This window comes from Novosphingobium barchaimii LL02, from assembly GCF_001046635.1.
Taxonomy (GTDB): domain Bacteria; phylum Pseudomonadota; class Alphaproteobacteria; order Sphingomonadales; family Sphingomonadaceae; genus Novosphingobium; species Novosphingobium barchaimii.
The window spans coordinates 81,221-106,002 of sequence record NZ_KQ130454.1; the positions used below are offsets into that span (position 1 = coordinate 81,221).

A 24,782-nucleotide genomic window follows, 5' to 3' on the forward strand; every position below is an offset into this window, starting at 1 on the left:
AACACCCCCGCTCGATAGTCCAAAATCCCGACAGCAGCCCCGCCACAACGGGACAGGGCAAGCCGGAATTGCGCACGCGCAGGCCGGAAACGGGGTCGGGCATACATCATGAGCCTTTCAAGGCATTTCAGTCTGGCTCAAGGCGCCCTTGCGCTGAGCGCGCTGGTCACCGCAGCCACTCTCTATGCCGCCACGCAGGACGGGCCGACTGAAAGCGCCTCGCGAACCAACGCACAGGCCGGCATGACCCCCATGCAGCAGGCCGCCTTCGTGGAACCGATGCTGGGCGAATACTGCTCGCGCTGCCACAACGACATTGACAACGTCGCTGGCCTTTCGGTGGAAGACCTCAAGGCCGACGACTTGCGCACCGGCCGCCATGGTGCAGAGTGGGAGAAGATCCTGCGCCGCGTCGCTGCCGGCGAAATGCCCCCTCACGGCAAGGCCCAGCCCGCCCCCGACATGCGCGCCGCCTTCGTCAACTGGCTGGACACCTCGCGCGCCGGCTACCTTGCCGCCAATCCCGATCCCGGCCAAGCAGCGATCCGCCGCCTCAACCGCGTCGAATACGCCAACGCGGTGCGCGATCTGCTTTCCCTCGATGTCGATTTCAGCCGCGAGCTTCCCGCCGACAACTCGGGCTTCGGGTTCGATAACATCTCCGACGTGCTGAGCGTCTCGCCCACGCTGATGGAGCGCTATGTCGCGGTCGCCGGCAAGGTCGGCCGCCTCGCCACCGGCCTCACCAGCCGGCGCGAGATTGTCACCACCTGGCAGGTTCCCAAGGATGGCTCGGTGCAGAATTCGGGCGTGCCCGCGTGGAACGAACGCGCCGGTGCCGACCTCCCGCTTGCCTCGCGCGGGGGATACGCACACCGATATTACGCCCGCCACGACGGTGAATACGAAATCGCCGCCTGGCTCAATTCCAACAGCAACAACGAGACCGACCGCATGGTCGAAGACAGGGTCTCGCTGCGAGTGCCGATGAAGGCGGGCTCACACCTCGTCGCGCTCTCGTTCCGCCGCACAGTGGCACCATCCGAGGCGGTTCAGGTGTTGCACAACGATACCGACAAGGTGCCCATGCCCCTTGAGGCGCCCCGGATGCTCCCGCTTGACGTGTGGGTGGACGGCAAGCTGGCGAAGACGCTGAACGTACCCAGCTACCGGATGCATCAGCGCTACTCGCAGCAAAACTTTCCGCGCGACGTGCTGCAGGTCGACGTTGCCGGCCCGTTCAACGCCGCCGGCATTCCCGACACCCCCAGCCGCCGCGCTGTGTACTTGTGCAAGCCGCGCAAGGCGAGCGAGGAGGAAGCCTGCGCCGCCCGCATCGTCTCCGCCCTTGCCCGCCGCGCGTGGCGCCGCCCTGTCGGCGGGTTCGACATCGCGCCGCTGATGCGGATCTACGCCGCCGAGCGCAAAGCCTCGGACTTCGAACAGGGCATTGAGGCGGCACTGGAAGCGATGCTGGTCTCGCCCGAGTTCCTCTTCGTGGTGGAGCGCGATCCGCAAGGCGCGATGCCCGGCAGCGTCGCGCGCGTCTCGGACCTCGAACTGGCCACGCGCCTGTCGCTGTTCCTGTGGAGTTCGATCCCCGACGAACGCCTGCTGACCCTTGCCGAGCAAGGCAAGCTGTCCCAGCCCGCCGTGCGCAACGCCGAAATTGCCCGAATGCTGGCCGATCCGCGCGCTAAAGCCCTGACGACGAACTTCGCCGGCCAGTGGCTGTACCTACGCAACCTCGACCAGCAGCGCCCCGACATCGACGTCTTCCCCCAGTTCGACACCCGCCTCAAAGCGGCGATGGCGACCGAGACCGAGATGTTCTTCACCGATGTCCTGCGCGCAAACCGTCCCCTGCTGGACTTCATCTCGGCCGACTATACCTTCCTTAACCAGCGCCTGGCCCAGCACTATGGCATCCCCGGCGTGTCCGGCCCGGCGTTCCGCCGCGTCAGCCTTGACCCCGCATGGCATCGGGGCGGCCTTCTGGGTCAGGCCAGCATCCTCACCGTGACGTCCTATGGCAACCACACCTCGGTGGTGAAGCGCGGCAAGTGGATCCTCGACAACATGCTTGCCGCAGCGCCCCCGCCCCCGCCGCCAGACATTCCCGCGCTAAAGACCGAGCATGACGGCCGCATGCTGACCGCCCGCCAGCAGCTCGAAATGCACCGGATCAACCCCACTTGCGCGGCCTGCCACGTCAAGATGGACCCGCTCGGCTTCTCTCTGGAGAACTTCGATGCGGTCGGTGCCTGGCGCATGGTGGATGCCGGCCAGCCAATCGATGCCGCCGCGACCATGCCGGACGGCGCGAAATTCGAAGGCATCGGCGGCCTCCAGTCCATCCTCATGGACCGCAAGGACGAATTCACCCGCGCCTTCACCGAGCGGCTGATGACGTATGCCCTGGCCCGCGGCCTCACAGCCAACGACATGCCCTCGGTCCGCGCCATCTCGGCGGACGCCGCAGCCGATCAGTACCGCATCCAGAGCGTGATCCAGGGCATCGCCGCCAGCCCCGCCTTCACCCTTCGCCGCGTGCCGGATCGCTTCAAGACAGCCTATTTCGGCGCAAATCAAAGGAGGATCCTGAAGTGAGAGTGATCCGCACTGCCCTTTCCCGCCGCACCCTGCTGCGCGGAGCCGGTGCCGCGATGGCGCTGCCCTTCCTCGAAGCGATGATGCCCAGCGCGCGCGCCGCCGACGTGGCCTCGCGGCCTAAGCGCCTTCAGGTGTTCTATTCACCCAACGGCATGACCATGCCCGGCTTCCAGCCTACCGGCACCGGCGCCGATTTCGCCCTCCCGCCAACGCTGGAGCCGCTTGCACCGCACCGCGCCGACATCACCGTTATCAGCGGCCTCGGTCATCCGCAGGCCGCTGCCATGGGCGACCGCCCCGCCGGCCACGGCCGCTCGTGCCCTGCGTTCCTGACCGGCACCCACGTCAAGCAGACCGAAGGCCCGGACATCCGCGCCGGTGTATCAATGGACCAGGTGTTTGCGGGGCACCTCGGCGATGCCACCCAGCTCACCTCGCTGGAACTGGGTATCGATCAGGCCAGCCTGCTCGGTTCGTGCGACATCAACTATTCCTGCGCCTATACCAACGGCATCTCATGGCTGACGCCGTCCGTGCCGCTGCCGGTAGAGGCCAACCCCCGCGCCGTCTTCGAACGCCTGTTTGGCGACGGCGATGTCAGCGACGAGGCCGGGCGCCTCGCCCAGCTGCGCCGCCAGTCCTCCATCCTGGACTTCGTAATGGAGGACACCCGCCGCCTCTCCACCCAGCTCGGCATGGAGGATCGGCGCAAGCTCGACGAATATCTCGATGCGACCCGCGCGATCGAGAAACGCATTCAGCGCAGCGCCTCCTCGCCGGCCACGGGCCAGGCCGCGTCGATGCAGCAGCCCGCCGGCATTCCGGCCGACTTCGCCGAGCATGTGAAGCTGATGATCGACCTGCAGGTCCTTGCCATGCAGGCCGACATCACCCGTGTGGGCACCTTCATGATCGGGCGGGAACTGAGCAACCGCACCTATCCCGAAATCGGCGTGCCGGATTCGCACCACATGCTCAGCCACCACGGCAACAACCCCGAGAAGATGGCCCAGCTGGCGAAGATCAACCGCTATCACATGGAATTTTTCGCCTATTATCTCCAGCGCATGAAGGAGGTCCGCGACGGCGAAGGCTCGCTGCTCGACAGGACTCTGGTGATCCGGGGGTCTGCCTTCGGCGATTCCAACGAGCATGATTACATGGACCTGCCCATTATGGTTGCGGGCGGCCTTGTGAAGGGCGGACGGCACGTCCGGGTCGAAAAGGGGACGACGATGTCGAACCTGATGCTCGCCGGACTGAACGCGCTGGACGTGCGGGTGGCCTCGTTCGGAGACAGCACCGCGCCGCTGCGGGAACTGACCGATGCGTGAGGGCGGCGTCCATCCGTTGTCCCGGATGTTGCTGGCTGCATTGCTCGCACTTCCCGGCACGGCTTATGCGCACGCCGATACCGATACCGATGCGCTGGCGCGGGCCATCACCGCTGGCGACATTCCCGGCGCCCGCTTTGCGCTTGATTCCGGGACCAGCCCCAGCCAGCCGCTGGCCTACGGCGAAAGCCCGCTCGCCCGCGCCATCGAAACGCAGGAGCCGGCCATGGTGGCGCTGCTGCTGAAGCGTGGCGCAAAGCCTAACACCGCCGATGCCGAAGGCCTCACCCCCCTCGCCCTCGCCTGTGAGCGCGGCAGCGGGGCGATCGTCGGTCAGCTGCTGGATGCCCGGGCCGATGTGCGCGAGGCAGGGCCGGACGGCAGCACCCCGCTTGCCGTGTGTGCCCGCTTCTCCAGTGCGGAGACGACCGCGCGCATGTTGTCCATGGGCGCAAAGGCAGATGCCCCCGACACGCGCGGGCAGACACCGCTGATGTGGGCGGCCTCATCCGGCAATGTCGACGCTATAGCACATCTGCTCAAGGCGGGCGCGAAGGTGAACCGTATCACTGCGGAGGGCTTCACCCCGCTTTTCTTCGCGATCACCAGCGGTTCGGGGGATGCCACGCGCGCACTGCTCGAAACCGGGGCCGACGCCGCCCATCGCGGGCCGGAGAACACCAGCGCCGTGCAGTTGGCGCTATACCAGAAGAACTGGCGCGCCGCCGAATTCCTGGCGGAGCGCGGCCTCGTCGCCCCGGCGGCTTTCGCCGAGCACGACCGCAACGGCGAACAGCCCCTCCACGCCGCCGCAGCCGGAGGGGACGACGCGCTCGTTTCGCTGCTGCTGGCCAAGGGTGCGAACGCCAATGGCCTGACCGGCCCCTCGCGCATCAAGTGGGTGACGGAGGCCAATTTCGGCATGCCGCCTGCGCCAGTACCGCCAACGCCGCCCCTCCTGATCGCCGCCCAGCACGGGCATGTCGCGGTGATGAAGCGCCTTGTCGCGGGCGGGGCGAATCCGGCCTTTGTCGCAGATAACGGCGTCAACGTGGTCCTCGCCGCCGCTTCCGGCCGCAGCGCCGCTGCGTTGGAGGAAGCACTGGCGCTGGCCCCCAATGCCAACGTCGCCAACGGCAAGGGAGTAACCGCGCTGCATCTGGTGCTGGACGGCGGAATGCATGGTGAGCTTGCCCCGATGCTCCGCGTTCTGGCGGCCCACGGCGCCCGCCAGGACATCGCCAACCAGCGCGGCACCACCCCCGCGCAGATGGCCGAGGGCGGACTTGCGACGGTAAAAGCAGTCTACGATCAAGTCTTTGGTCAAAAAGGCACACCCGTGGTAGCGAGTGCCCATCCTTGATTCACAAAACTCGAACAGGATCGACAAAACCATGACGCTTTCGAAAAGCCTTTCCCTTGCCGCTCTTGGCATGTCCGCCGCGTTTCTCGCGGTGACAAGCACACTGGCTGTCGCCGCTTCGCCGGCCGCCACCACGATCGCCACGCGCCACGCCAACTTCAAGAAGATGGGCGGCGCCATGAAGGTCCTCAAGGACCAGCTTGCCAGCGGCACGATCGACAAGCCCGCTGCCGTCACCGCCGCCAAGACCCTTGCCGCAACGGGCCGCGCCCAGGCTGGCCTGTTTCCCAACGGCAGCGGTCCCTCCTCGGGCGTGAAGACCGACGCCCTGCCCGCTATCTGGACCAACCGCGCGGTCTTCGACGGCCAGATGAAGGCCTTCATCGCCCAAGCCGACAAGATGGTCGTGGCCGCCAATACCGGCAACGCCGCTGCGGTTGGCGCCCAGTTCAAGGCCGTCGGCGGCACCTGCGCTGCCTGCCACAAGCAGTTCCGCGCGGACAACTGAGTATGCCCGCCGCTTCCACCACCCGTATCTGGGACCCGGCCGTCCGTCTGTTCCACTGGCTGCTGGTCGCCCTTATCGCCTTCTCGTGGTGGAGCGGCGAGCAGCACGACATGGAGCGTCACCGGCTTTCTGGCTACGCGATCCTCGCGCTGCTGGTGTTTCGCGTGTTCTGGGGCTTTGCCGGCCCCCGTACCGCGCGTTTTTCCAGCTTCGTGCGCGGACCGGGCGCGGTCATTGCCTATATGAAGGGCCTTGGCCGCCGTGCCGGACATGCTGCCGATGGCCACAACCCGCTCGGCGGGTGGAGCGTCATCGCCATGCTCGCCGTAATCGGACTGATGGTGACGGCGGGCCTGTTTGCTGTAGACGTAGACGGGTTCCAATCCGGCCCGCTGGCGGACTATGTCTCGTTCGATCAAGGCCGTACCGCTGCCGAACTGCACGAGACCTTGTTCAACGCGATCCTCGCGCTGGTGGCGCTGCATGTGGCAGCGGTGGCGTTCTACCTGGTATGGAAGCGCCAGAACCTTGTCCGACCGATGATTACCGGCAGCCGCAAGACGCCTGATGGCGAAAGACCCGCCGAATTGCGCTGGTCACCGGCGCTGGCCGTTCTCGGTATCGCGATTGCCGTGGCTGTGGCCTGGACTGTGTCCACAGGCTTCCGGTTCTAGAAAATCATCGTCCCGCCTCAAGTCCGGGACGGTGTGAACTATGTCCGCCCCGGCACCAACAGGTTCAGCACCACAGCCGTCACCGCCGCCGGCAGAACCCCCGATCCCAGCAGGACACGCGCCGTCTCCGGCACATGCTGCAGCGCGAGAGGTTCAAGCTGAAGCCCCAACGCAAGCGACAGCGAAACACCGAAGATCAGCATGTTACGCTGCGTCCACTCGACACCCGAGAGCATCGAGGTCGCCGCAGACGCTACCATGCCGAACATCACGATCACGCCCCCGCCCACCACTTCGATGGGGATCGTGGTGATGACTGCGCCGACCTTGGGCAGCAGTCCGCATAGGACGAGGAACAGCGCGCCCACCGTCACGACGTGGCGGCTCATGACGCCGGTGATCGCGATCAATCCCACGTTCTGGCTGAAAGTGGTATTGGGCATGGCGCCGAACACGGCGGCCAGCGCGGTGCCCACGCCGTCAGCGGCGACGGCGCCAGAAAGCTCCTTGTCGGTTGCCGGCCGACCCGCATTGCCCTCGCAGATTGCATCGACATCGCCGATCGTCTCGATCGAGGAGACGAAGCCCGTCAGGCAGAAACCCAAGATCGCCGATACCGAAATCGCGAAGCCGAAATGGAACGGCATGGGCACCATGACGAGGCCGGCCGAGGCAACCGGCGCGAAGTCAATCCGCCCCATCGCCAGCGCCACCGCGTAACCCGCCATCAGTCCGAGCAGAACCGCGGCGGTCGACCAGATACCCCGCCCAAAGAAGTTGAGCGCCAGTGTCACCACCACGACCACGCCTGCCAGCAGCCAGCTCTGCCATGCACCGAACGCGGGCGTGCCGACGGCGGGAACGCCTCCGGCCGCGTACTGGATGCCGATGCGCATCAGCGAAAGCCCAATCATGAGCACGACGAGGCCGGTGATGAGCGGCGGCAGCGCGAAGCGGATGCGGCCTACGAACATGCTGAGGAATGCGTGGAGCAGTCCGCCGAACAGCGCAGCGGTGGTCAACGCCGCCATCGCCTCAACGCCCTTGCCCGCAACGATCGGGATCATGATCGGGATGTAGGCGAAGCTGGTCCCCTGCACCAAGGGCAGCCGCGCGCCGACGGGGCCGAAGCCGATCGTCTGCATCAGCGTGGCCAGCCCGGCGAACAGCATCGCCATCTGGATCATGTAAATCATCTGCGAAGGGTCCGCCGACCCGAAACCGAAGCCCCCTGCCCCCGCGACGATGATCGCGGGGGTCATGTTGCTGACGAACATCGCAAGCACATGCTGGATGCCCAGCGGAACGGCGACGTGCAGGCCGGGGAACCAGTCCGGGTCGCGCGCCTGTGCCGGCGCCATGCCGGTCGGAGCAGGAGCGGGGGCGAGTTCGGGAGCTATCAGGGCGGTCATCGCAAGGTTCCTCAGGCGAAAGTCTTGAGCCGGGCGAGCGAGCGGTTTGCGGCGCGCAGCACATCTTCGCGGCGTACTTGCGCAAGGTCGCCGCTGCGCACGGCGGCGCGCCCTTCCACAAATACGTCGCGCGCACCCGTGGGCGGGCTGAGCACGAGGCCAGCAACCTTGTCCCAGGCACCAGTGGAGGAAATGTCCGCCATGTCCCAAATCACGAAGTCTGCGCGCTTGCCCACCTCGAGCGAACCCACATCGCCGCGCCCAAGCACCCGCGCCCCGCCCCGCGTGGCGATGTAGAGCGCCTCGCGCGGGTCGAAGCGGTCGGCGCCGTGCGTCACACGCTGGAGCAGCATGGCCTGGCGCGCCTCGTTCAGAAGGTAGCCGGAATCGTTGGAGGCCGAACCGTCGACGCCAAGGCCCACCGGCACGCTTGCGTCCATCATGGCCCGCAGCGGCGCAATGCCGGAACCGAGGCGGCAGTTCGAGCAGGGGCAATGGGCCACGCCAGTGCCGGTGCGCGCGAAAAGGTCGATTTCGGCCGGATCGAGTTGAACGCAGTGGGCGTGCCACACATCGGGGCCGGTCCAGCCCAATCCTTCGGCATATTCGCCCGGCCGGCAGCCGAAGCGTTCGAGCGAGAAGGCGACGTCGTCGGCGTCCTCGGCCAGGTGGGTGTGCAGCATCACGCCCTTGTCGCGCGCCAGCAAAGCGGCATCGCGCATCAGGTCCGTGCTCACGGAAAAGGGCGAACAAGGCGCCACGGCAACGCGCAGCATCGCGCCGTCCTTGGGATCATGAAAGCGGTCGATCACGCGAATGGTGTCGGCCAGGATCGCCGGCTCCTCCTCGACTACGCTGTCGGGGGGCAGGCCACCCTTGCTTTCCCCCACGCTCATCGCGCCGCGCGTGGCGTGGAAGCGAAGGCCCACTTCCGCAGCCGCATGGATGGAATCGTCCAGCGTGACGCCATCGGGGAACAGGTAGTGGTGGTCCGAACTCATTGTGCAGCCGGACAGCGCCAGTTCGGCAAGGCCAAGCTGGGTGGCGGCAAAGACGTCTTCAGGCCGGTACTGCGCCCATATCGGGTAGAGGCGCCGCAGCCAGCCGAACAACGAGACGTTGATCGCGCCAGGAAGTGCCCGCGTCAGCGTCTGATACAAATGGTGGTGCGTGTTGACGAGGCCGGGGGTGACGACGCAGCCCCTGGCATCGATCACCTCGTCTGCGTCGTCCGCCAGTGGAGCCAGTTCGGCGCTCGTCCCCACTGCAACGATAACGCCGTCCCGCCACGCCATTGCGCCATCGGCGATCTCTCGCCGCGCGTCGTCCATGCAGACCAACGCATCGGCGTGGCGGACCAGCGTCAAACCCATCAGGGCGTCGCGTCCTTGTAGCGGTCCCAGTTGCCGAGCAGTTCGTCGACCACCTTCGAGCCCACTGTGTAGAGGTTCTCCACCGCCGCCTCGAGGCCCGCGTAGCCCTCGTTCTCGCGCAGAAGGTACGTCGCTGCATCCACGCCCGGAGGCGGCATCGTGAAGTTGGAACCAGCGCGCACCACCAGTACGCGGTCGCGGTCGGCACGGCCGATATTGTCGAGGTAGGTCATCGACTGCATCACGCCGGTGTCCTCCATCGCCGAGGTTACAAAATCACCCCGGCCGCCGCTCCAGTAGCGAACCCAGTCGTTTGCCCAGTCGGTCAGCTTCTCGCCGTGCCAGAAAGTCATGGCAGAAAGCGTGTCGCCCTCCAGCACGAAGGGTGCTTCCTGCGCATGGGGGTAATCGGTGAACTTCGCGCGCTCGGCCGCTATGGCCGGAGAGTCGGGAAGTTCGATATCCTTGGTAAGGTCGAAGGCCCACTTTTCGAGGGTGGGATTGACCGTGTATATTTCGCCGCCCGAGGGGTCAGGCTTGGTTGTCATGTCATTCGGACCCTTGGTATTGCGCGGGAAATAGCCGCTTTTCCAGTCCGACGGGATTTCGCGCGCGTCGATCTCATGGGCAAGGTCGCCGTCGACGACATAGCGCGCCCAGGCAACCGAGCCGATCGATGCGTCTTCCGGGTCAATGCCGGCAATGCCCGCCACCAGCCAGTAGGCCTGCGTCAGGTCGAAACGCTGGTCGAGGCCGAGCGCCAGGGTCGCCGCGGTGGAACGGGCGGTGCCGATGCCGGTGACCATGCCCAACACCTGCGTCTCGGGATTGTAGTACAGGTCGTGGAAAGACTGCGGGAAGGGAATGCGCTGGGTCAGCCCGCGGCGCGCTTTCCATAGCTGGAACTCGCCGGCGACGTCGCCCTCGTCCTTGCCGATCTCGAACAGCGAGACGATCACCACCTTGACCGGCAGCGGATGAGCGCAGGGACCGCCGGGTTCGCACTCCGCGATCGACGGCGCGGCAGGAGCATCGGCCGCAAGAGCCGGCGCGGCGATGGCCAAAACAGAGGACAGCATGGCGCCCGCGAACAGGAAGGCGAGCGTCTGGAAGCGCATGGGATACCTTTCGAAAACTTGATCAACCGTCGTCGTGACAGAGTAGAGGTGGGAGCGCCAGCCAAGGCCGGCGCTCCCTTCATTCACGTCAGAACTTGTACGAAACCGTGCCCTGGAAGCTGCGCGGCAGCTCCGGCAGAACGATGGTCGAACCGAACAGTTCGGTGAAGTTGGCACGGAAGTACTTCTTGTCGGTGACGTTCTTGACGACGGCGCGGAACACGAACGGCCCGGTCTCGTAAGAGGCCGAAAGGTCGAACTTGGTATAGGCCGGCAGCTTCACGACCTGCGAAGCACCGGAGTACACCGAGTCCACTTTCACCATGCTTCCCGCCAATGCGATGCCATTGTCGAAGGCATAAGTCGCGGTCAGGGAGTAGAGGTTGGTCGGAATACCCGCGCGGCGGGCGTCGCCCTTCGTCAGGATCGGAATGTTGCCGATCGGCTGACCGCCGAGGTAGAGCGCCGGGTTCGTCACGTTCACCAGATCCTCGATGCCGAAGAAGCTGAACGTCTCTCCGGCTTCGAGCGCGGTCAGGTTCCACACCTTGGTGCGCGTGTAGCCACCGGTCAGGAGCAGGTGTTCATCCACGGCCCAGCGGAACTCGGCTTCGAGGCCCTTGGTCTCGACCGCCTGGTTCACGGTCATCGACTGCGAGCTGTAGTCGGTGCGCTTCTGCTTGTAGACCGATACAGCCGCATAGAGCCGGTCGTCCAGCCAGCTGCCCTTGATGCCGGCTTCGTAAAGCTTGGAGGCCGTGATCCAGGTGCCGGCTGCGAGGTTGAACGGATCGATCTCGGCGCCCTGACCCGCGATGACCACCGATTGGCGCGCTGCGGTGACGTAGGGGATCAGGCCGAAGGGCAGCTTGTAGTTGGCGCTGGCAGACCACGACCAGGCGCCGTCCCGGTCCTTCGCGCCGGAAATGGCCTTGGGAGCCTCCATGAACGCTTCCTGGAAATTGGAGACGCCCTTGATGGTGTCGTAGCGTGCGCCCAGCGTCACATCGAGACCGAACTTGAAGTCGAGGTCGACGAGGCCGGCAAAGCCCAGGTCGGTGTAGTGGCCCTTAACGTAAGTGTCGTAATTGCAGTTGCATTCGGTCGACAGCAAGCGATCGCTGGCCGGTGTGTAACCCACGGTCAGGTCGACGCGGTGAAAGTACTCGTAGTTGAAGTCCTCACCGTGCTTGAAATTAGTATAGCGGATCGACGGCGACAACTGGACAGAGAATTTGCCGGCATCGGTATCGAATACCTTCGATACGACGATCTTGTCCTCGATCACGTAGGAATCGTGGAACTGCGAGAAGCCGTAGGCATTCTCGTTGATGTTCTTGTAGCCGTCATAGAACAGCTGGTTCTTGATCTCGATGTCGCCGGGGCCGGTCCAGATCAGATCGGCGTAAAGCGTGGTCGCCTTGTTATCGAGGCGGTCGTTCTTGCCCGTCAGCGTCGCGCGGCGGCTCAGCTTGGCGGTGCCCACGTTGGTAAGTGCCAGCTCAGGATAGCTCGACGTGAAACAGGCATCGGTAAAACCGCTGGGGCCGGTGCTGAAGCCGCCGCAGCCGAAAGTGCCGAAAACCGACAGGCCGCCGGGCATCGCCGCATTGATTTCCTCGACCGACATCTGCCCGTCACCATTGGAATCGAGGGATTGTGCGGTGCCGGTGATGTAGGTGCCATTGTTGACCAGGTCCTGCGTCAGGCGGTTCCAGCCGCCGTTCTGCTGGCCCTTGTAGTTCTGGTACATGCCGCCGAATTCAAGGCGCAGGTTCGGGGTCAGGTCGGTGTCGAACGAGCCTTGCAGGATGGTCTGCTTGGTCGACATGTTGTTGTAGTAGCTGCCCGAATTCTCAACTTCGGCGTAAAGGCTATAGCCGAATTCCTGGGTCCCCAACTTACCGGGACCGCGCAGTTCGGCTGCAATGTCCGCCTTGGCCCAGCTGCCGCCGGTGAAGCTGATCTTGCCTTCGGGGCTGGCGAGGTAGGAGCCACCCTGCACGCGCGCAGACTTGGGCACGAAGTTCATGTAGCCGCCGGTCTTTGACGGGCCGTAGATCGGCGAGGCCGGGCCGCGCACGATGTCGATACGCTCGGAAGCGGCGATCGGGGTCGGATAGTTGCCCGGGTTGTCGAGGCGGCGTACGCCGCGGAAGTACACTTCGCCGGGCGTGCCACGAATGTCGAGCGCGCCGCCGACACCGAAGAACGAGTTGGTGAACGTCCCCGGCGACTGCGCGACGAGGTCATAAATGTCGGTGATGCCGAAGCGTTCCATCTGCTCCGAACTGATGGTGGACACCGAGCGCGGCGTCTCCGTCACCGTCTTGTCGAAACCGAACACGGTGCCCACGCCTTCGATCGGCAGCGCACCCAGAGAGCCGGTGACGACGATCTCGTTGCCGTTGGCGTCCGTATCAGCGGCGGCTTGGGCGAAGGCCGGAGTGGTCATCGCAGTGCAGCACAGCAACATGCCGGAGAGAGTTGCGCTTCGGAACTCGCGCGTATTGAACTTGATCATACCCATCATGTTATGCCCCCTGAACCGGTAGAAGCGTCGTAGTCGCGCTTCTCCGTTCGTTAGTGTTATACCCCTCCTCTCCCGATATCGTTCGTCTATGCTGCGGCGCATCATTGCATTGTTTCAGTCATCCGCGAAGACGTATTGAACGCTATTCTTCCTTTGCCCCCTGTTGGCTGCCAAAACGGCCAAGCGTATGCTCGAATTTCTCGAAGTTGGCCTCAAGCCTCGCTTGCAACCGAGCCTTCTCGCTACCCGCCAGAAAGGTCTTGCACCGTGCCTCGGCAAAGCCGCGGACGCAGGGCTGGACGACATCGCCGTAGCGGCGCGCGCGCCACAGGCTGGCGCCGGGCGCAAAGGAATATTCCAGACTGGCGCGCGCCATTTCCTTGAGATCGCCGTAGTGCAGGCCCTGCTGGGTGACGGCGCGCACGTACTCGTTGCTCATATCGGAGCGCAGCACACCTTCGTCGTCGGTCGAGAGCATGACCGGTACGCCCATCGAACGGTAGAGTTGCAGTGGATGGTTTCCGCCCTCCACGCCCAGGATCACAGCATTGCTGGTCAGGTTGATCTCAACCGCAATGCCCTCGCGCGCCATGCGCACCAGAGTTTCGGGGGCCTGAGCCTCGTAGGCGATGTCGACGCCGTGGCCGATGCGCTTCGCTCCGGCATCGATGGCCTTGGCGATATGGTCCTGCAGGTCGAGCGGGGGAACCAGCCCGAGCGCAAGTTCACCCGCATGCATGGTCACCTTCACGTCAGGATATTTCGCCTCAAGGAAACGGAACATCGCCATGTGCAGGTCGTAGTCCCGCAGCGCGACCGGATCGTCCTCGGGCATCACGATGTTGACGCCCACGAAGCGCGGGTCCTTGTGGGCCAGCGCGAAGCCCGCGATGAGCGAACGCCATGCCTGCGCCGGCGCCACGCCGCGCATCGCCGAGTAAAGGTAACGCACCGCAACGTCGCATTCGGGCTTTGCGGCAGCGGCGGCGCAGTCCAGCCGCTTGCGGGCTTCGGCGTCATTGCGCGTGACGTCGGCCATGGTCCCGGCCAGCAGACCCTCTACGGTCGCGATCTCGTGCTCGTAGGAGGCGCCCAGCATGGATGCGTCGATGGCCTCGTCGCCTCCAGCAGCCATGTAGGCAGACAGCGCGCCGGGATTGTACATCAGTTCGAGATACACGAGGTTGTTGCGCCCCGCGCTTGCGTAAGCATCCGCCAGCCAGCGCGGCACTTCGCCGCCGAATGCCGGGCTGAACTTGCCGAAGCTGGAGAAGAACTGGCTATGTCCGGAAACCAGAGCCGGGCCGATGCCCTTCTGAAACCCGCGCGTCGAAATCGCATCGACCAGCTTGGCATAGGTGAACGGATCGCGCACCGCCATCGACGCGATATCACGATCGGGCGCGCAGGGCGGCGGCACAATCCGCGTAAGCCCGCCATCCGCGCACATGCCCTTGTTCGCCGCGACCTTCAGGAAGTCCTCGGCATATACCGATCCGCCGAGGTGGTTATGCAGATCGCCACCCTTGGGCATCGCCTGAAGCACCATGCGCAGCCGCCCGGCATTGCCCGAAACGGAATCCACCAGCTCCGAGGCGGCCGCTTCGCTCGCAGCGTCGGCATGGGCCGCCGGCGCCGACAGTGCCAGCGCGCAGCAAGTCGTCATCAGGGCAAGAAACACGCGCTTCATGGTGCCGGAGCCTCGGGAACGGTGTCCGTATAGGTGTCCCAATGTGCCAGCAGTTCGTGGACGACCGGCACGCCGACGCGGTAGTTGGCCTCGAACGCCACCTTCTGCCCCGCCCCCTCATTGGCGACGCTCTCGACCGCCGACACCCCCGGCGGCGGCATCGAAGGGTTGCTGCCAGTGCGCAGGACCAGCACGCGCGCCGGATCGACCAGGCCCTGCTTGGCCGCGATCTGCATGGCGCCAGCCATCGACTGGCTCTCCATGTTGGTCATCGCGAAGCGGCCCTTGCCGCCGGTCCACAGGTTCACCCAATCGCGCGCCCACTGGGTGCGGCCTGGCCCGTGCCAGTACCGCACAGAACCCAGCGTCTCGCCCATGAGCACAAAGGGCGGCTTCTGCGCCGCGGGATAACCCTTCCAGCGCGCACGGTCCTTCTGCAGTTCGGCGTTATCCGGGATCAGCACGCTTTTGGTTAGGCCATAGGCCCAGGATGCCAATCCCTGGTTGAGCTTGACCGACATCGTCAACTTGCCGGTATCGGTGAAGCCCGCGAAGTCCTCGGTCGCCGCCGGCAGCATGTTGGGCTTGGCTGCACCGATCGCGAAAAGGCCATAAGGCCAGTCCTTGGGGACCTCCCGGTCGTCGAATTCACGCAGCGTATCGCCCTGCACCACCCAGCGCGACCACGCCGCGCTGCCCACCGAGGCAACCTTGGGATCAACCCCGGAAATGCCGGTGAACAGCCAGTAGGTCCTGGTAAAGTCAAAGCGCGGGTCGACCAGCAGCGCCATCAGTTGTTCGGCAACGCCGCCCACCATCGTATCCGGACTACCCCAGACCATGCCGTAAAGCCCCTGCGCATTACGCCGCAGCGGATGAAGCGCACCCTTGAGCGGGATCACCTCGTCGAGATGCTCACGCTCGGCCCAGAGCTGGAATTCACCCGGCGCATCGCCCGTGTCGGCGCCCGGCTCGAAATTGGCGATGACGATGACCTTGACAGGGATCGGCGTGATCTTGGGAATTGCAGGGACCGCCGGCTCTGCGGCGCCCAGCGAAGCCGGCGCGATGGCACCCGCCGCACAAGCCAGCGCAAGCGCACGCAAACAGGCCCACAAGGGACGTCCAGATCGAATCACAGTCATTGTTTCCCCAAGCCCCGCAATCGGGGGCATCTCATCCTTCGGATCTGGTGGTGAAACCCGATGGAAAAGAGCGCCCCCGACCGAAAGTGCGGTTCTGAAAAGTTCGGTCCTTCAGGGAGAGCGAAGGATCGGAGGGTCTTTCCGGATCGCACCTTTCGGTGTTGCCATGAGTGGTAAGGCACTTGACTCGCGCCAAGCAAACGCAATGAATCCCTCGTAGCGTTGCAAAAATTAGAGCAGGTCTCAAAAAATCCATCATGCCCGCCTTTTCCCGTTTCCTTAGATACTTCATGGCGGTCGGTCGCCACGGCTCGATCCGCAAGGCGGCGGACGAACTCAACGTTTCCGCATCAGCAATCGCTCGCCAGATCCTCAACGTCGAGGCGGACATCGGGACACCCCTGTTCGAACGCCTGCCCACCGGACTCAGGCTGACGGCAGCGGGTGAGATCATGATGGCCGCGGGCAACCGTTGGCAAAAGAACATGGTCGATATCCGCGCCCAGATCGAAGACCTGCGCGGCCTTAAACGCGGCCACGTCGAGATGGCGATCATCGACGCGTTGGCGAAAGGCCATATCCCCGCCGCCGTGCGCGCCATTCAGGACCGCTACCCCGGCATTACCGTGGGCGTGCGCGTCCTGGGCAACGATGACGTGCGCAAGGCCGTGACCAGCGGCGAGGTCGACTTCGGCATCCTGTTCGAGCCGCAGTCCTACCGCGACCTGACCGTGCGCGCCTTCGTCGAAGTGGTGCTGGGCTTCGTCACCCCCACAGACCATCCGCTGGCCGACCGACGCGAAGCCCGCTTCTCCGCCTGCAATGGTTCCCCTCTGATCCTCCCGGCCGACACGCTGGCGGTAGGCCAGCAGATTGAGGTGCTGGTGGGCGCGACCGGGATGGAGGTGGAGCGTAAGGCGACCTCCGACAACATCCAGATGATCACCTCGCTGGTGCAGGAAGGCGTGGGCATCGGCATCCTCTCCTCACTCGACGTCATCGCCGAGGTTCAGGCCGGCCGGCTTTCCTTCACCCGTATTTCCGACGCCCTGCTACGGCCGATGACGTTGGCGCTGTGCACCAATGCCGCGCGCACCCCATCCTATGCCGCCGGCATCGTCCTTTCCGAGATCGAACTTGGCTTCGCACAGCTCAGTTATCCCGATTCGATGCGCCTCAAGATGCAAAACGGGGAGTGAAGCGCCGCACACGATTGCTCTTGGCGCGCGGTGACGATATCGGCACTCCTTTCCCCACACATCGCCGCACAGGATTCGCGACTGATGAGCGAAAACGCTGAACCTCAACTGCACTACCTCGAATATTACGAGGAATTCCTCGCCAAAGTGCGCGTGCTGTCGCGCAAGATCGGCGAGGGAGAATGGCAACCCGACTTTGTGATCGGCGTTGGCCGCGGTGGCCTCGTGCCTGCCGTCTACATCTCGCACCAGCTCGAACTGCCGATGCTGTCGATCGACCACTCCGCCAAGGTTCCCGGTTTCGCCGATGAACTGCTCGGCAAGGTCGCCGGCATGAGCGCCGAAGGCAAGCGCCTGCTGTTCGTCGACGATATCAATGACAGCGGCGGCACCATCGAATACATCCGCACCCTGCTGGGCACCAATGGCTGCAAGGCCGAAAACCTGCGCTTCGCGGTCCTGATCAACAACACCCGGTCCAAGGCCGTAGCGGAACTGTTCGTGGATGCGATCGACCGTGACGAGGACAAGCGCTGGTTCGTGTTCCCGTGGGAATCGGTCGGCACCAAGGACGCCATCGTCGAGGAAGCCCGTTCGGTCCCGGAAAGGCTCGGCTAAGCCCATGCGTATCTGCGTCTATCTCGGCTCCTCCGCCGGCAACAGTCCCGTGTACCGCGAAGCCGCCGAACAGTTCGGCACCCTTCTGGCCAAGCGCGGCATCGGCCTGGTATACGGCGGCGGCATGGTCGGCCTCATGGGCGTGATCGCCGATGCGGTCTGCGCGGCGGGCGGCGAAGTCATCGGCGTCATCCCCGAGGCCCTGCGCGCCCGCGAACACGACCATCAGGGCATTACCGAGCTTCACGTCGTCAAGACCATGCACGAGCGCAAGGCGATGATGGCCAATCTGGCGGACGGCTTCGTAACCCTGCCCGGCGGTATCGGCACCTTCGAGGAAATGTTCGAGGCCTGGTGCTGGTCGCAGCTTGGCTACCACAACAAGCCGGTCGGCCTGCTCGACGTGGGCGGTTTCTATTCGGGCCTGCGCCAGTTCATCGACAACGTCGTGGAGGAAGGATTCCTCCAGCCGCGCCACCGCTCGATGCTGATCGTCGAGAAGGACCCCGAGACGATGATCGACCGTATCGTCAATTACACCCCGCCCGAGAACGAACACTGGCTGGGCGCCCGCGACGTCTGAGGCGGTGGGGGGCGTTGTCCCCTGATCTCATTACAGACCGGGGGAGCCCCTTCACCATCCTTTGAAAGGTTCCCCTCCCCGAGCAAGCTCGGGGAGGAATGGTTACTTTGCCAGTAGCGGCTTGAGGTAGTGGCCGGTGAACGAGCGTGGCTCCTTCACCACCTGCTCGGGCGTTCCGGTCGCCACGATCTCACCGCCGCGTACGCCGCCTTCGGGGCCCATGTCGATGATCCAGTCGGCCGTCTTGATGACGTCGAGATTGTGTTCGATCACGATCACCGAATTGCCCTGGTCTACCAAGCGGTGGAGCACCTCCAGCAGTTTGCGCACGTCCTCGAAGTGGAGGCCAGTGGTCGGTTCATCGAGGATGTACAGCGTCTGCCCGGTGGAGCGACGCGCCAGTTCCTTGCCCAATTTCACGCGCTGCGCCTCGCCGCCCGATAGCGTCGTCGCCTGCTGGCCAACCTTGACGTAGCCCAGCCCCACTTCGTTCAGCATGTGCATCTTGTCTCGGATGGGGGGCACCGCCTTGAAGAACTCTTCCGCGTCCTCGATCGTCATGTCGAGCACGTCGGCGATCGACATGCCCTTGAACTTCACTTCCAGCGTCTCGCGGTTATACCGCTTGCCGTGGCATTCCTCGCACGTCACGTAGACGTCGGGGAGGAAGTGCATCTCGATCTTGATGAGGCCGTCGCCCTGGCACGCCTCGCAGCGGCCGCCCTTCACATTGAAGCTGAACCGCCCCGGCTTATAGCCCCGCGCCTGACTTTCAGGCAGGCCGGCGAACCAGTCACGGATCTGGGTGAAGGCGCCGGTGTAGGTCGCCGGGTTGGAGCGCGGGGTGCGGCCGATGGGCGACTGGTCGATCTCGATGACCTTGTCGCACTTTTCCAGACCCTTGATCCGGTCATGCGCACCCGCGATGACCCGCGCGCCGTTGAGCTGGCGCGAGGCGCCCGCCTGCAGCGTGTCGATGGTGAGCGATGACTTGCCTGAACCGGACACGCCGGTGACGCAGCAAAACGTGCCGAGCGGGAACTTGGCGGTCACGCCGGTCAGGTTATTGGCGCGCGCGTTCTCCACCGTGATGAACGAACCGTTGCCCTTGCGGCGCTTGGCCGGCACCTCGATCCTGCGGCTTCCGTTGAGGTAGGCGGCAGTGAGGCTGTTCTTGGCCTTCAACACCTGCTTCAGCGTACCCTCCGCAACGATCTCGCCGCCGTGTACGCCCGCGCCTGGGCCCAGGTCGACGATGTAGTCGGCGGTGCGGATGGCATCTTCGTCATGCTCCACCACGATCACGGTATTGCCCAGGTCCCGCAGTCGTTTGAGGGTGACGAGCAGCATGTCGTTGTCGCGCTGGTGCAGGCCGATGCTAGGTTCGTCGAGCACGTAGAGCACGCCGGAGAGGCCTGAGCCGATCTGGCTGGCCAGGCGGATGCGCTGGCTTTCGCCGCCCGACAGGGTGCCGCTGGTGCGGTCCAGGTTGAGGTAATCCAGACCGACGTTGTTGAGGAAACCCAACCGCTCGTTGATCTCCTTGAGGATGGCCTTGGCGATCTGCTTCTGCTGATCGGTCAGCTTGGCTTCCAGTTCGCCGAACCACGCGAAGCCGTCCGAAACGGAGAAGCGCGCGGCGTCGGCGATGTCGGCCCCGGCGATCTTGACCGAGAGCGCTTCGGGCTTGAGGCGCTTGCCTTCACAGGTCTCGCATGGCTGCGCGGTCTGGAACTTGGCCAGTTCCTCACGCATCCAGGCGCTGTCGGTCTGGATCATCCGCCGGTTGAGGTTGCCGATCACGCCCTCGAAGGGCTTGTTGACGGTATATTCCTTGCGCCCGTCCTTGAAGGTAAGCGGCACCGCCTTGCCCGCCGTGCCGTAAAGGATCACGATTTTCACCTCGGGCGAGAGCGCGTCCCACGCCGTCGTCAGGTCGAAACCAAAGTGCGCGGCGAGGCTGGAAAGCACCTGCATGTAGTAGGGCGAAGGCGGGTTCGACTTGGCCCAAGGCACGATCGCGCCCTGCTTCAGCGTCAGGTGCTCATTGGGGACGACCAGCTGGGGGTCGAACAGCAGCTTCTCACCCAGGCCGTCGCAGGCAGGGCACGCACCCTGAGGCGCGTTGAACGAGAACAGGCGCGGCTCGATTTCCTCGATCGTGAAGCCGCTGACCGGGCAGGCGAACTTTTCCGAGAAGACGATGCGGTTGGCCGGCAGGCCGGCGTTCTTCATGCCCTTCGTCAGGGTGGGGACATCGCCCGCATCGGCCTCATCGGCCTTTGCAGCCTTGGCCTTGGCACCCTTCTTCGCCGATGCCGAACTTGCCGGCTCTCCGGCAAGCTCCGCCACCGTCGTGTCCGCCAAATCGACATAGGCCAGCCCCTCGGCCAGCTTGAGCGCCTGCTCGAAGCTGTCGGCAAGGCGCGTCTGGATGCCGTCCTTCACCGCGATACGGTCGACCACCACTTCGATGTCGTGCTTGAACTTCTTGTCGAGCGCCGGAGCGTCCTCGATCGCATAGAACTCGCCGTCGATGCGCACGCGGGTGTAGCCCGCCTTCTGCCATTCAGCCAGTTCCTTGCGGTATTCGCCCTTACGGCCGCGCACCGCGGGGGCGAGCAGATAAAGCCGCGTACCTTCAGGCAGCGCCATCACCCGGTCGACCATGTTGGACACCGTCTGCGCCTCGATCGGAAGGCCCGTGGCGGGCGAGTAGGGAATGCCCACGCGCGCCCAAAGCAACCGCATATAGTCCCAGATCTCGGTCACGGTGGCCACGGTCGAGCGCGGGTTGCGGCTCGTCGTCTTCTGCTCGATCGAGATCGCCGGCGAAAGCCCGTCGATATGCTCGACATCGGGCTTCTGCATCATTTCAAGGAACTGGCGCGCATAAGCCGAGAGGCTCTCGACATAGCGGCGCTGCCCTTCGGCATAGATCGTATCGAAAGCCAGGCTCGACTTGCCCGAACCCGACAGCCCGGTGATCACGATCAACTTCTCACGCGGGAGCGCGATGTCGAAGCCCTTGAGGTTATGCTCGCGCGCGCCGCGCACAGTGATGTGGGTGAGACTCATGGAGGCGGTATGTTCCAGATTTGTTCGCACCCTTCAAGAGGGGCTTCGCGGGTTTCGCAAAAGATGGGGTGCCATGGCCGGGAGGCAAGCCCCCACGCCTTCCGGGAACGACGAGACGAGCAGCCGAGTTACTCACTCGAAACGCATCAACGACTGGAGAAAGCTCATGCGCCCCATCCCGCGTCTTGCAACCGCATTCGCAGCGCTCATGCTGGTAGCCCCGGCAACTGTATTCGCACAGGCCAAGCAGCCCGCTGCCGACACCGCTGAACAAAACAGTCCCGAAGCCCGCCGCCAGATGCTCAACGCAGAGCAGGCTGCGGCCGCCCGTGCGCAGGTGGAGTCCAACGCCGCCAGCCAGGCTCACCATGACACCGCCGTCGCCATCAACGACATGGCAGCCCAGCGCGACGGTGCCCGCTATTCTGATATCCTGGCCCGCCACGACGCGGCAGAGCAGGACTACCATCAGGACCGCAAACAATGGGAGCGCAGCAACCCCTACTGCTGGAAGGGCGACGCCGTGAAATGCCCCGCCGCGCCCGGCAGCTGATCGGCCAACCGCTCATCGCAACCGCTTTGCATTTGCGCCCCATAAACGTCACAATCGGATATCGGGGTTGACGGGGTTCAAGTGCAATGGCTGTTTCGCGCAGGCTTCATCTGTCGGGAGCGTTGATCGCATTGGCCTGCGCGGCGCCCGCACTCGCCGACGATCCGCGCGATCCGGCGATGACCCCTGAAGCGATCGCCCGCGACCGCGAGACAATCCGTCGCCTCAATCGCGCGCAACTCGACCACGTTCAACAGCGCGACGCCGGCTATGCCAAAGGTTGGCGCGACCACGCCGCCGGACGGGCTACGCGCGATCACGAGGACGCGGGCTATACAGCGGATCGACAGGACTATGCGTCGGCCCGGGCGGATTATGCCCGCGAGCTCCGCGAATACGACCGTGCGATGGCCGAATGGCGGCGCGACGTCGACGCTTGCCGGGCCGGGTATTATGAACGGTGTGACGGGCGGTAGAGTATCGGCAAGCGGGCGATCCCCCTTCGTCATGCTGTCCTCATAAAAACCCTGCGATCACGCCAATCAGCGCGTGAAGCACGAGCGCTCCTGCCACAAGCGCTCCGGCATGGCGAACCGCCTGCCCCTGTCCGGTCTCCGGTCCGGCTTCCTCCGCCTTTTCCAGCCGCGCGGTGGCTGCGCGCATCAGGCGGGGTGCATCGGCGGAGAGGCGGGAAATTTCCAACAGCACCGCCTCCAGCCGGTCCGGCGATGCGAGGCGGGTCAGGCGCGAGGCGACGAGTCGGCCCCGCAGCGCCGTCAGGGCCTGCGACAGATCAAAGTCCGGGGCGATACCGGAGAGCACGCCGTCCATCGTCACCATCGCCTTGAAGATCAGCACAAGGTCGGGCGGCAGCACCAAGCCTTCCTTGCGCAGCAGCGGAAAGAAGTCCGCGACCATGGAATTGAGCACCAGCGCCCCGGTGCCGTGGCGGGCCACTAGGCGTTCTGCGGCCGCAAGAAGCCGTTCGCGCGGAACTTCGCCGGCTTGTGACCACAGGCCCAGCATGTCGGCGACCCCGCCGGGGTCGTTGCCGCGCAGGGACAGGATAAAGGTCAGGAATTCGTGCTGGCGGCGGGGCGATACGAAGCCGACCGAACCGAGGTCAAGCAGGGCCAGGCGGTCACCCGTGCCCGGCGCCGAGGGCGGCAGGCACAGCAGGTTGCCGGGGTGCGGATCGGCGTGGAAACGGCCATTGACCAGCACCATTTCAAGCACCAGCTGCGCGCCCAGATCCGCGATCGAGGCGGGGTCTATGCCTTCCCCCCGCAGCAGCGCAGGATCGCGCGGGGGCACGCCCGCCACAAAGTCCATCACCAGCACGCCTTCGCTGGTATGCGCCCAGTCGATCCGCGGCACGACGACGCGCTCCAGCTGGGCGAGGTCGGCGCGCAGGAGGTCGGCGTTGCGGCCTTCGTTGGTGAAATCGAGTTCGTCGAGGATTTCCCGGCCCAACTGCTCGATCATCGCGCTCGGCATCATGCGTCGCACGCCGGCGCTGCGCGCCTCGGCCAGCGCCGCAAGATGGCGCAGCAAGCGCAGGTCCGCTTCCATGCGCGGGCGTATCCCGGGGCGGCGGATCTTCACCGCCACTTCGGTCCCGTCGTGCATCTCGGCGCGGTGAACCTGCGCGATCGAAGCAGCGGCAAGGGGCTGCGTATCGAAACGCGCGAAGGCGGTTTCGGGCGGTTCGCCCAGCGCGGCCTCGACGGCGGGACGAAGCGCCTCGAACGGGAGGCGCGGGGCATCGCTTTGCAGTTGCTCGAAGGCGGCGATCCACTCGTCCGGCAGCAGGTCACGCCGGGTGGCGAGGATCTGGCCAAGCTTCACGTAAGTCGGCCCCAGCGCCTCCAGCGCACGCCGGGTGCGGGTGGGAAGGTCGGCCTCCTCTCGCGCCTCGCCGCCCAGGCCCAGCCGGGCGAGCAGCGAGTCAAGCCCGAAGCGGGCGATCACTGCGCTCACTTCGGCCATGCGCGCGCGGTCGCGCGCGGCTACGGTCATCGTCTGCAGGATCGTCGGCATGGCAGCTCCTTGAGTAGGAAGGGGAAACCGGCCGGACGGGCGCCCGGTTCCGCCGCGCTTGTGGAAAGGCCGTGCGCGCGCGTTGGCCGGCAATCGCGCCGCGCCTAGGCTGGACAGATGGTTTTCCTGCGAAACGCGCTCGCCCTTGCCCTTGCCGCCATGCTGGCGGCCTGCGGCGGCGGCGTCAAATACCGTCCGGTCAGCGACGTGCCGGTGCGCATCGGGCCTTCCTACAAGATCCGCGGAACCACTTATACGCCTGCCGCGCAGCCGGGCTACGACATGCTGGGTTATGCGACCTGGTACGGGAGCGAAAGCGGCAACCAGGTCGCCAATGGCGAGCGTTTCCGGCCGGGCTGGTTTACAGCTGCCCACAAGACGCTGCCCCTGCCCTCCTATGTTGAAGTCACCGCGCTCGACACCGGCAGGCGCATCCTGGTGCGGGTGAACGATCGCGGGCCTTACGGGGATCAGACGCGCATCCTCGACTTGTCAAAAGGCGCGGCGGAGCTGCTAGGCGTTCGCGCTCGTGGCAAAGCGGCGGTGCGCGTGCGCGTCGTCGAGCCATCCGAGAAAGACCGCGCCGCCCTGCGCAAAGGCAAGCGCGCCCGCGAACTGCCGCCCGTCTCGGCCCGCGCACTGACCAGCCTGCAGGATCAATTCTCGCGCGGTGTGGGGCAGCGCTGAATGTATTGCGCATCGCGCTTGTCCGCATTTCCGGCCTGATGCGGGAACTGCATGTCGTCTTCGCGCGTTGTCGCATTGAGAGGAAAAACACATGAACATCGGAGCTGAAATTCCCTTCCGTCGCAGCCGCTTCGCGCGGGCAACGGGATCGCTGATTTTCGACCGCCAGCGCGAAGAGCATCTGCGCGAGAGCGAAAAGAACGAGGAAACCATGCGCGTTTGGACCAGGGGCCGCTTTCTACCAGGCTGACGTTAATGGAT

The 24,782-nt window shown here is 65.0% G+C and carries 20 protein-coding genes; 12 read left to right on the forward strand and 8 right to left on the reverse strand.

Going from position 1 to position 24,782, the window contains the following annotated elements:
• Nucleotides 1-108 precede the first annotated feature (108 nt).
• The 5 genes from V474_RS10895 to V474_RS10915 are packed head-to-tail and all read left to right on the forward strand — an operon-like array spanning nt 109 to nt 6,492.
• Nucleotides 109-2,610, forward strand: a complete 2,502-nt coding sequence (locus V474_RS10895) for a DUF1592 domain-containing protein (protein ID WP_059151569.1) — start codon at nt 109-111, stop codon at nt 2,608-2,610.
• Nucleotides 2,607-3,947, forward strand: a complete 1,341-nt coding sequence (locus V474_RS10900) for a DUF1552 domain-containing protein (protein WP_059151570.1) — start codon at nt 2,607-2,609, stop codon at nt 3,945-3,947. Before V474_RS10895 ends, V474_RS10900 begins: the two co-directional genes overlap by 4 nt.
• Nucleotides 3,940-5,310, forward strand: coding sequence for an ankyrin repeat domain-containing protein (locus V474_RS10905; RefSeq protein WP_059151571.1), 1,371 nt, complete (start codon nt 3,940-3,942; stop codon nt 5,308-5,310). Before V474_RS10900 ends, V474_RS10905 begins: the two co-directional genes overlap by 8 nt.
• Nucleotides 5,311-5,341: 31 nt before the next feature.
• Nucleotides 5,342-5,818, forward strand: a complete 477-nt coding sequence (locus tag V474_RS10910; RefSeq protein ID WP_059152098.1) for a c-type cytochrome — start codon at nt 5,342-5,344, stop codon at nt 5,816-5,818.
• Between the two features lie 2 nt (nt 5,819-5,820).
• Nucleotides 5,821-6,492, forward strand: coding sequence for a cytochrome b/b6 domain-containing protein (locus V474_RS10915; RefSeq protein ID WP_059151572.1), 672 nt, complete (start codon nt 5,821-5,823; stop codon nt 6,490-6,492).
• Nucleotides 6,493-6,530: 38 nt separating this feature from the next.
• Here the strand turns inward: V474_RS10915 and V474_RS10920 are convergent, their stop codons facing one another.
• The 6 genes from V474_RS10920 to V474_RS10945 all read right to left on the reverse strand — a co-directional run bounded on the left by V474_RS10920 (nt 6,531) and on the right by V474_RS10945 (nt 15,763).
• Nucleotides 6,531-7,904 (reverse strand): nucleobase:cation symporter-2 family protein, encoded by a 1,374-nt coding sequence (locus V474_RS10920; RefSeq protein ID WP_059151573.1) that lies wholly within the window; start codon nt 7,902-7,904, stop codon nt 6,531-6,533.
• Nucleotides 7,905-7,915: 11 nt separating this feature from the next.
• On the reverse strand, nt 7,916-9,277 hold the full coding sequence (locus V474_RS10925; protein ID WP_059151574.1) for an 8-oxoguanine deaminase: 1,362 nt from the start codon (nt 9,275-9,277) through the stop codon (nt 7,916-7,918).
• Nucleotides 9,277-10,395: a purine nucleoside permease gene (locus tag V474_RS10930; RefSeq protein WP_059151575.1), complete on the reverse strand. Its 1,119-nt coding sequence runs from the start codon at nt 10,393-10,395 to the stop codon at nt 9,277-9,279. The genes V474_RS10925 and V474_RS10930 overlap by 1 nt, the downstream gene beginning before the upstream one ends.
• 88 nt (nt 10,396-10,483) lie before the next feature.
• Nucleotides 10,484-12,928, reverse strand: coding sequence for a TonB-dependent siderophore receptor (locus V474_RS10935; protein ID WP_082699745.1), 2,445 nt, complete (start codon nt 12,926-12,928; stop codon nt 10,484-10,486).
• Nucleotides 12,929-13,070: 142 nt separating this feature from the next.
• Nucleotides 13,071-14,618 carry an adenosine deaminase family protein gene (locus V474_RS10940; RefSeq protein WP_059151576.1) on the reverse strand — a complete coding sequence of 516 codons (1,548 nt, stop codon included), beginning with the start codon at nt 14,616-14,618 and terminating at the stop codon, nt 13,071-13,073.
• Nucleotides 14,615-15,763 (reverse strand): purine-nucleoside phosphorylase, encoded by a 1,149-nt coding sequence (locus V474_RS10945; RefSeq protein WP_236711190.1) that lies wholly within the window; start codon nt 15,761-15,763, stop codon nt 14,615-14,617. The genes V474_RS10940 and V474_RS10945 overlap by 4 nt, the downstream gene beginning before the upstream one ends.
• 257 nt (nt 15,764-16,020) lie before the next feature.
• Between V474_RS10945 and V474_RS10950 the strand changes: the two genes are divergently transcribed.
• The 3 genes from V474_RS10950 to V474_RS10960 all read left to right on the forward strand — a co-directional run bounded on the left by V474_RS10950 (nt 16,021) and on the right by V474_RS10960 (nt 18,163).
• A complete protein-coding gene (locus V474_RS10950) occupies nt 16,021-16,962 on the forward strand; it encodes a LysR family transcriptional regulator (RefSeq protein ID WP_059151577.1) in 942 nt (313 codons plus the stop codon).
• Nucleotides 16,963-17,046: 84 nt separating this feature from the next.
• Entirely contained in the window at nt 17,047-17,580 is a 534-nt protein-coding gene (locus V474_RS10955; RefSeq protein WP_059151578.1) for a phosphoribosyltransferase, read from the forward strand.
• Between the two features lie 4 nt (nt 17,581-17,584).
• The gene (locus V474_RS10960) at nt 17,585-18,163 is read left to right on the forward strand and encodes an LOG family protein (protein WP_059151579.1); all 579 of its coding nucleotides are present in this window, start codon (nt 17,585-17,587) and stop codon (nt 18,161-18,163) included.
• Nucleotides 18,164-18,265: 102 nt separating this feature from the next.
• Here the strand turns inward: V474_RS10960 and uvrA are convergent, their stop codons facing one another.
• Complete coding sequence (gene uvrA / locus V474_RS10965; RefSeq protein ID WP_059151580.1) at nt 18,266-21,241, reverse strand: excinuclease ABC subunit UvrA; 2,976 nt, start codon at nt 21,239-21,241, stop codon at nt 18,266-18,268.
• Between the two features lie 166 nt (nt 21,242-21,407).
• Between uvrA and V474_RS10970 the strand changes: the two genes are divergently transcribed.
• Nucleotides 21,408-21,794: a hypothetical protein gene (locus V474_RS10970; RefSeq protein ID WP_059151581.1), complete on the forward strand. Its 387-nt coding sequence runs from the start codon at nt 21,408-21,410 to the stop codon at nt 21,792-21,794.
• An 86-nt stretch (nt 21,795-21,880) separates the two neighbouring features.
• On the forward strand, nt 21,881-22,270 hold the full coding sequence (locus tag V474_RS10975; protein WP_148649367.1) for a hypothetical protein: 390 nt from the start codon (nt 21,881-21,883) through the stop codon (nt 22,268-22,270).
• Nucleotides 22,271-22,310: 40 nt separating this feature from the next.
• Here the strand turns inward: V474_RS10975 and V474_RS10980 are convergent, their stop codons facing one another.
• Nucleotides 22,311-23,834 (reverse strand): ABC1 kinase family protein, encoded by a 1,524-nt coding sequence (locus V474_RS10980; RefSeq protein ID WP_236711193.1) that lies wholly within the window; start codon nt 23,832-23,834, stop codon nt 22,311-22,313.
• 117 nt (nt 23,835-23,951) lie between these two features.
• Here V474_RS10980 and V474_RS10985 point away from each other — a divergent pair, with 117 nt between their 5' ends.
• Both V474_RS10985 and V474_RS26190 read left to right on the forward strand, forming a co-directional pair.
• On the forward strand, nt 23,952-24,521 hold the full coding sequence (locus V474_RS10985) for a septal ring lytic transglycosylase RlpA family protein (protein WP_059151582.1): 570 nt from the start codon (nt 23,952-23,954) through the stop codon (nt 24,519-24,521).
• 91 nt (nt 24,522-24,612) lie between these two features.
• The gene (locus tag V474_RS26190) at nt 24,613-24,771 is read left to right on the forward strand and encodes a hypothetical protein (RefSeq protein WP_169795061.1); all 159 of its coding nucleotides are present in this window, start codon (nt 24,613-24,615) and stop codon (nt 24,769-24,771) included.
• Nucleotides 24,772-24,782: the final 11 nt, after the last annotated feature.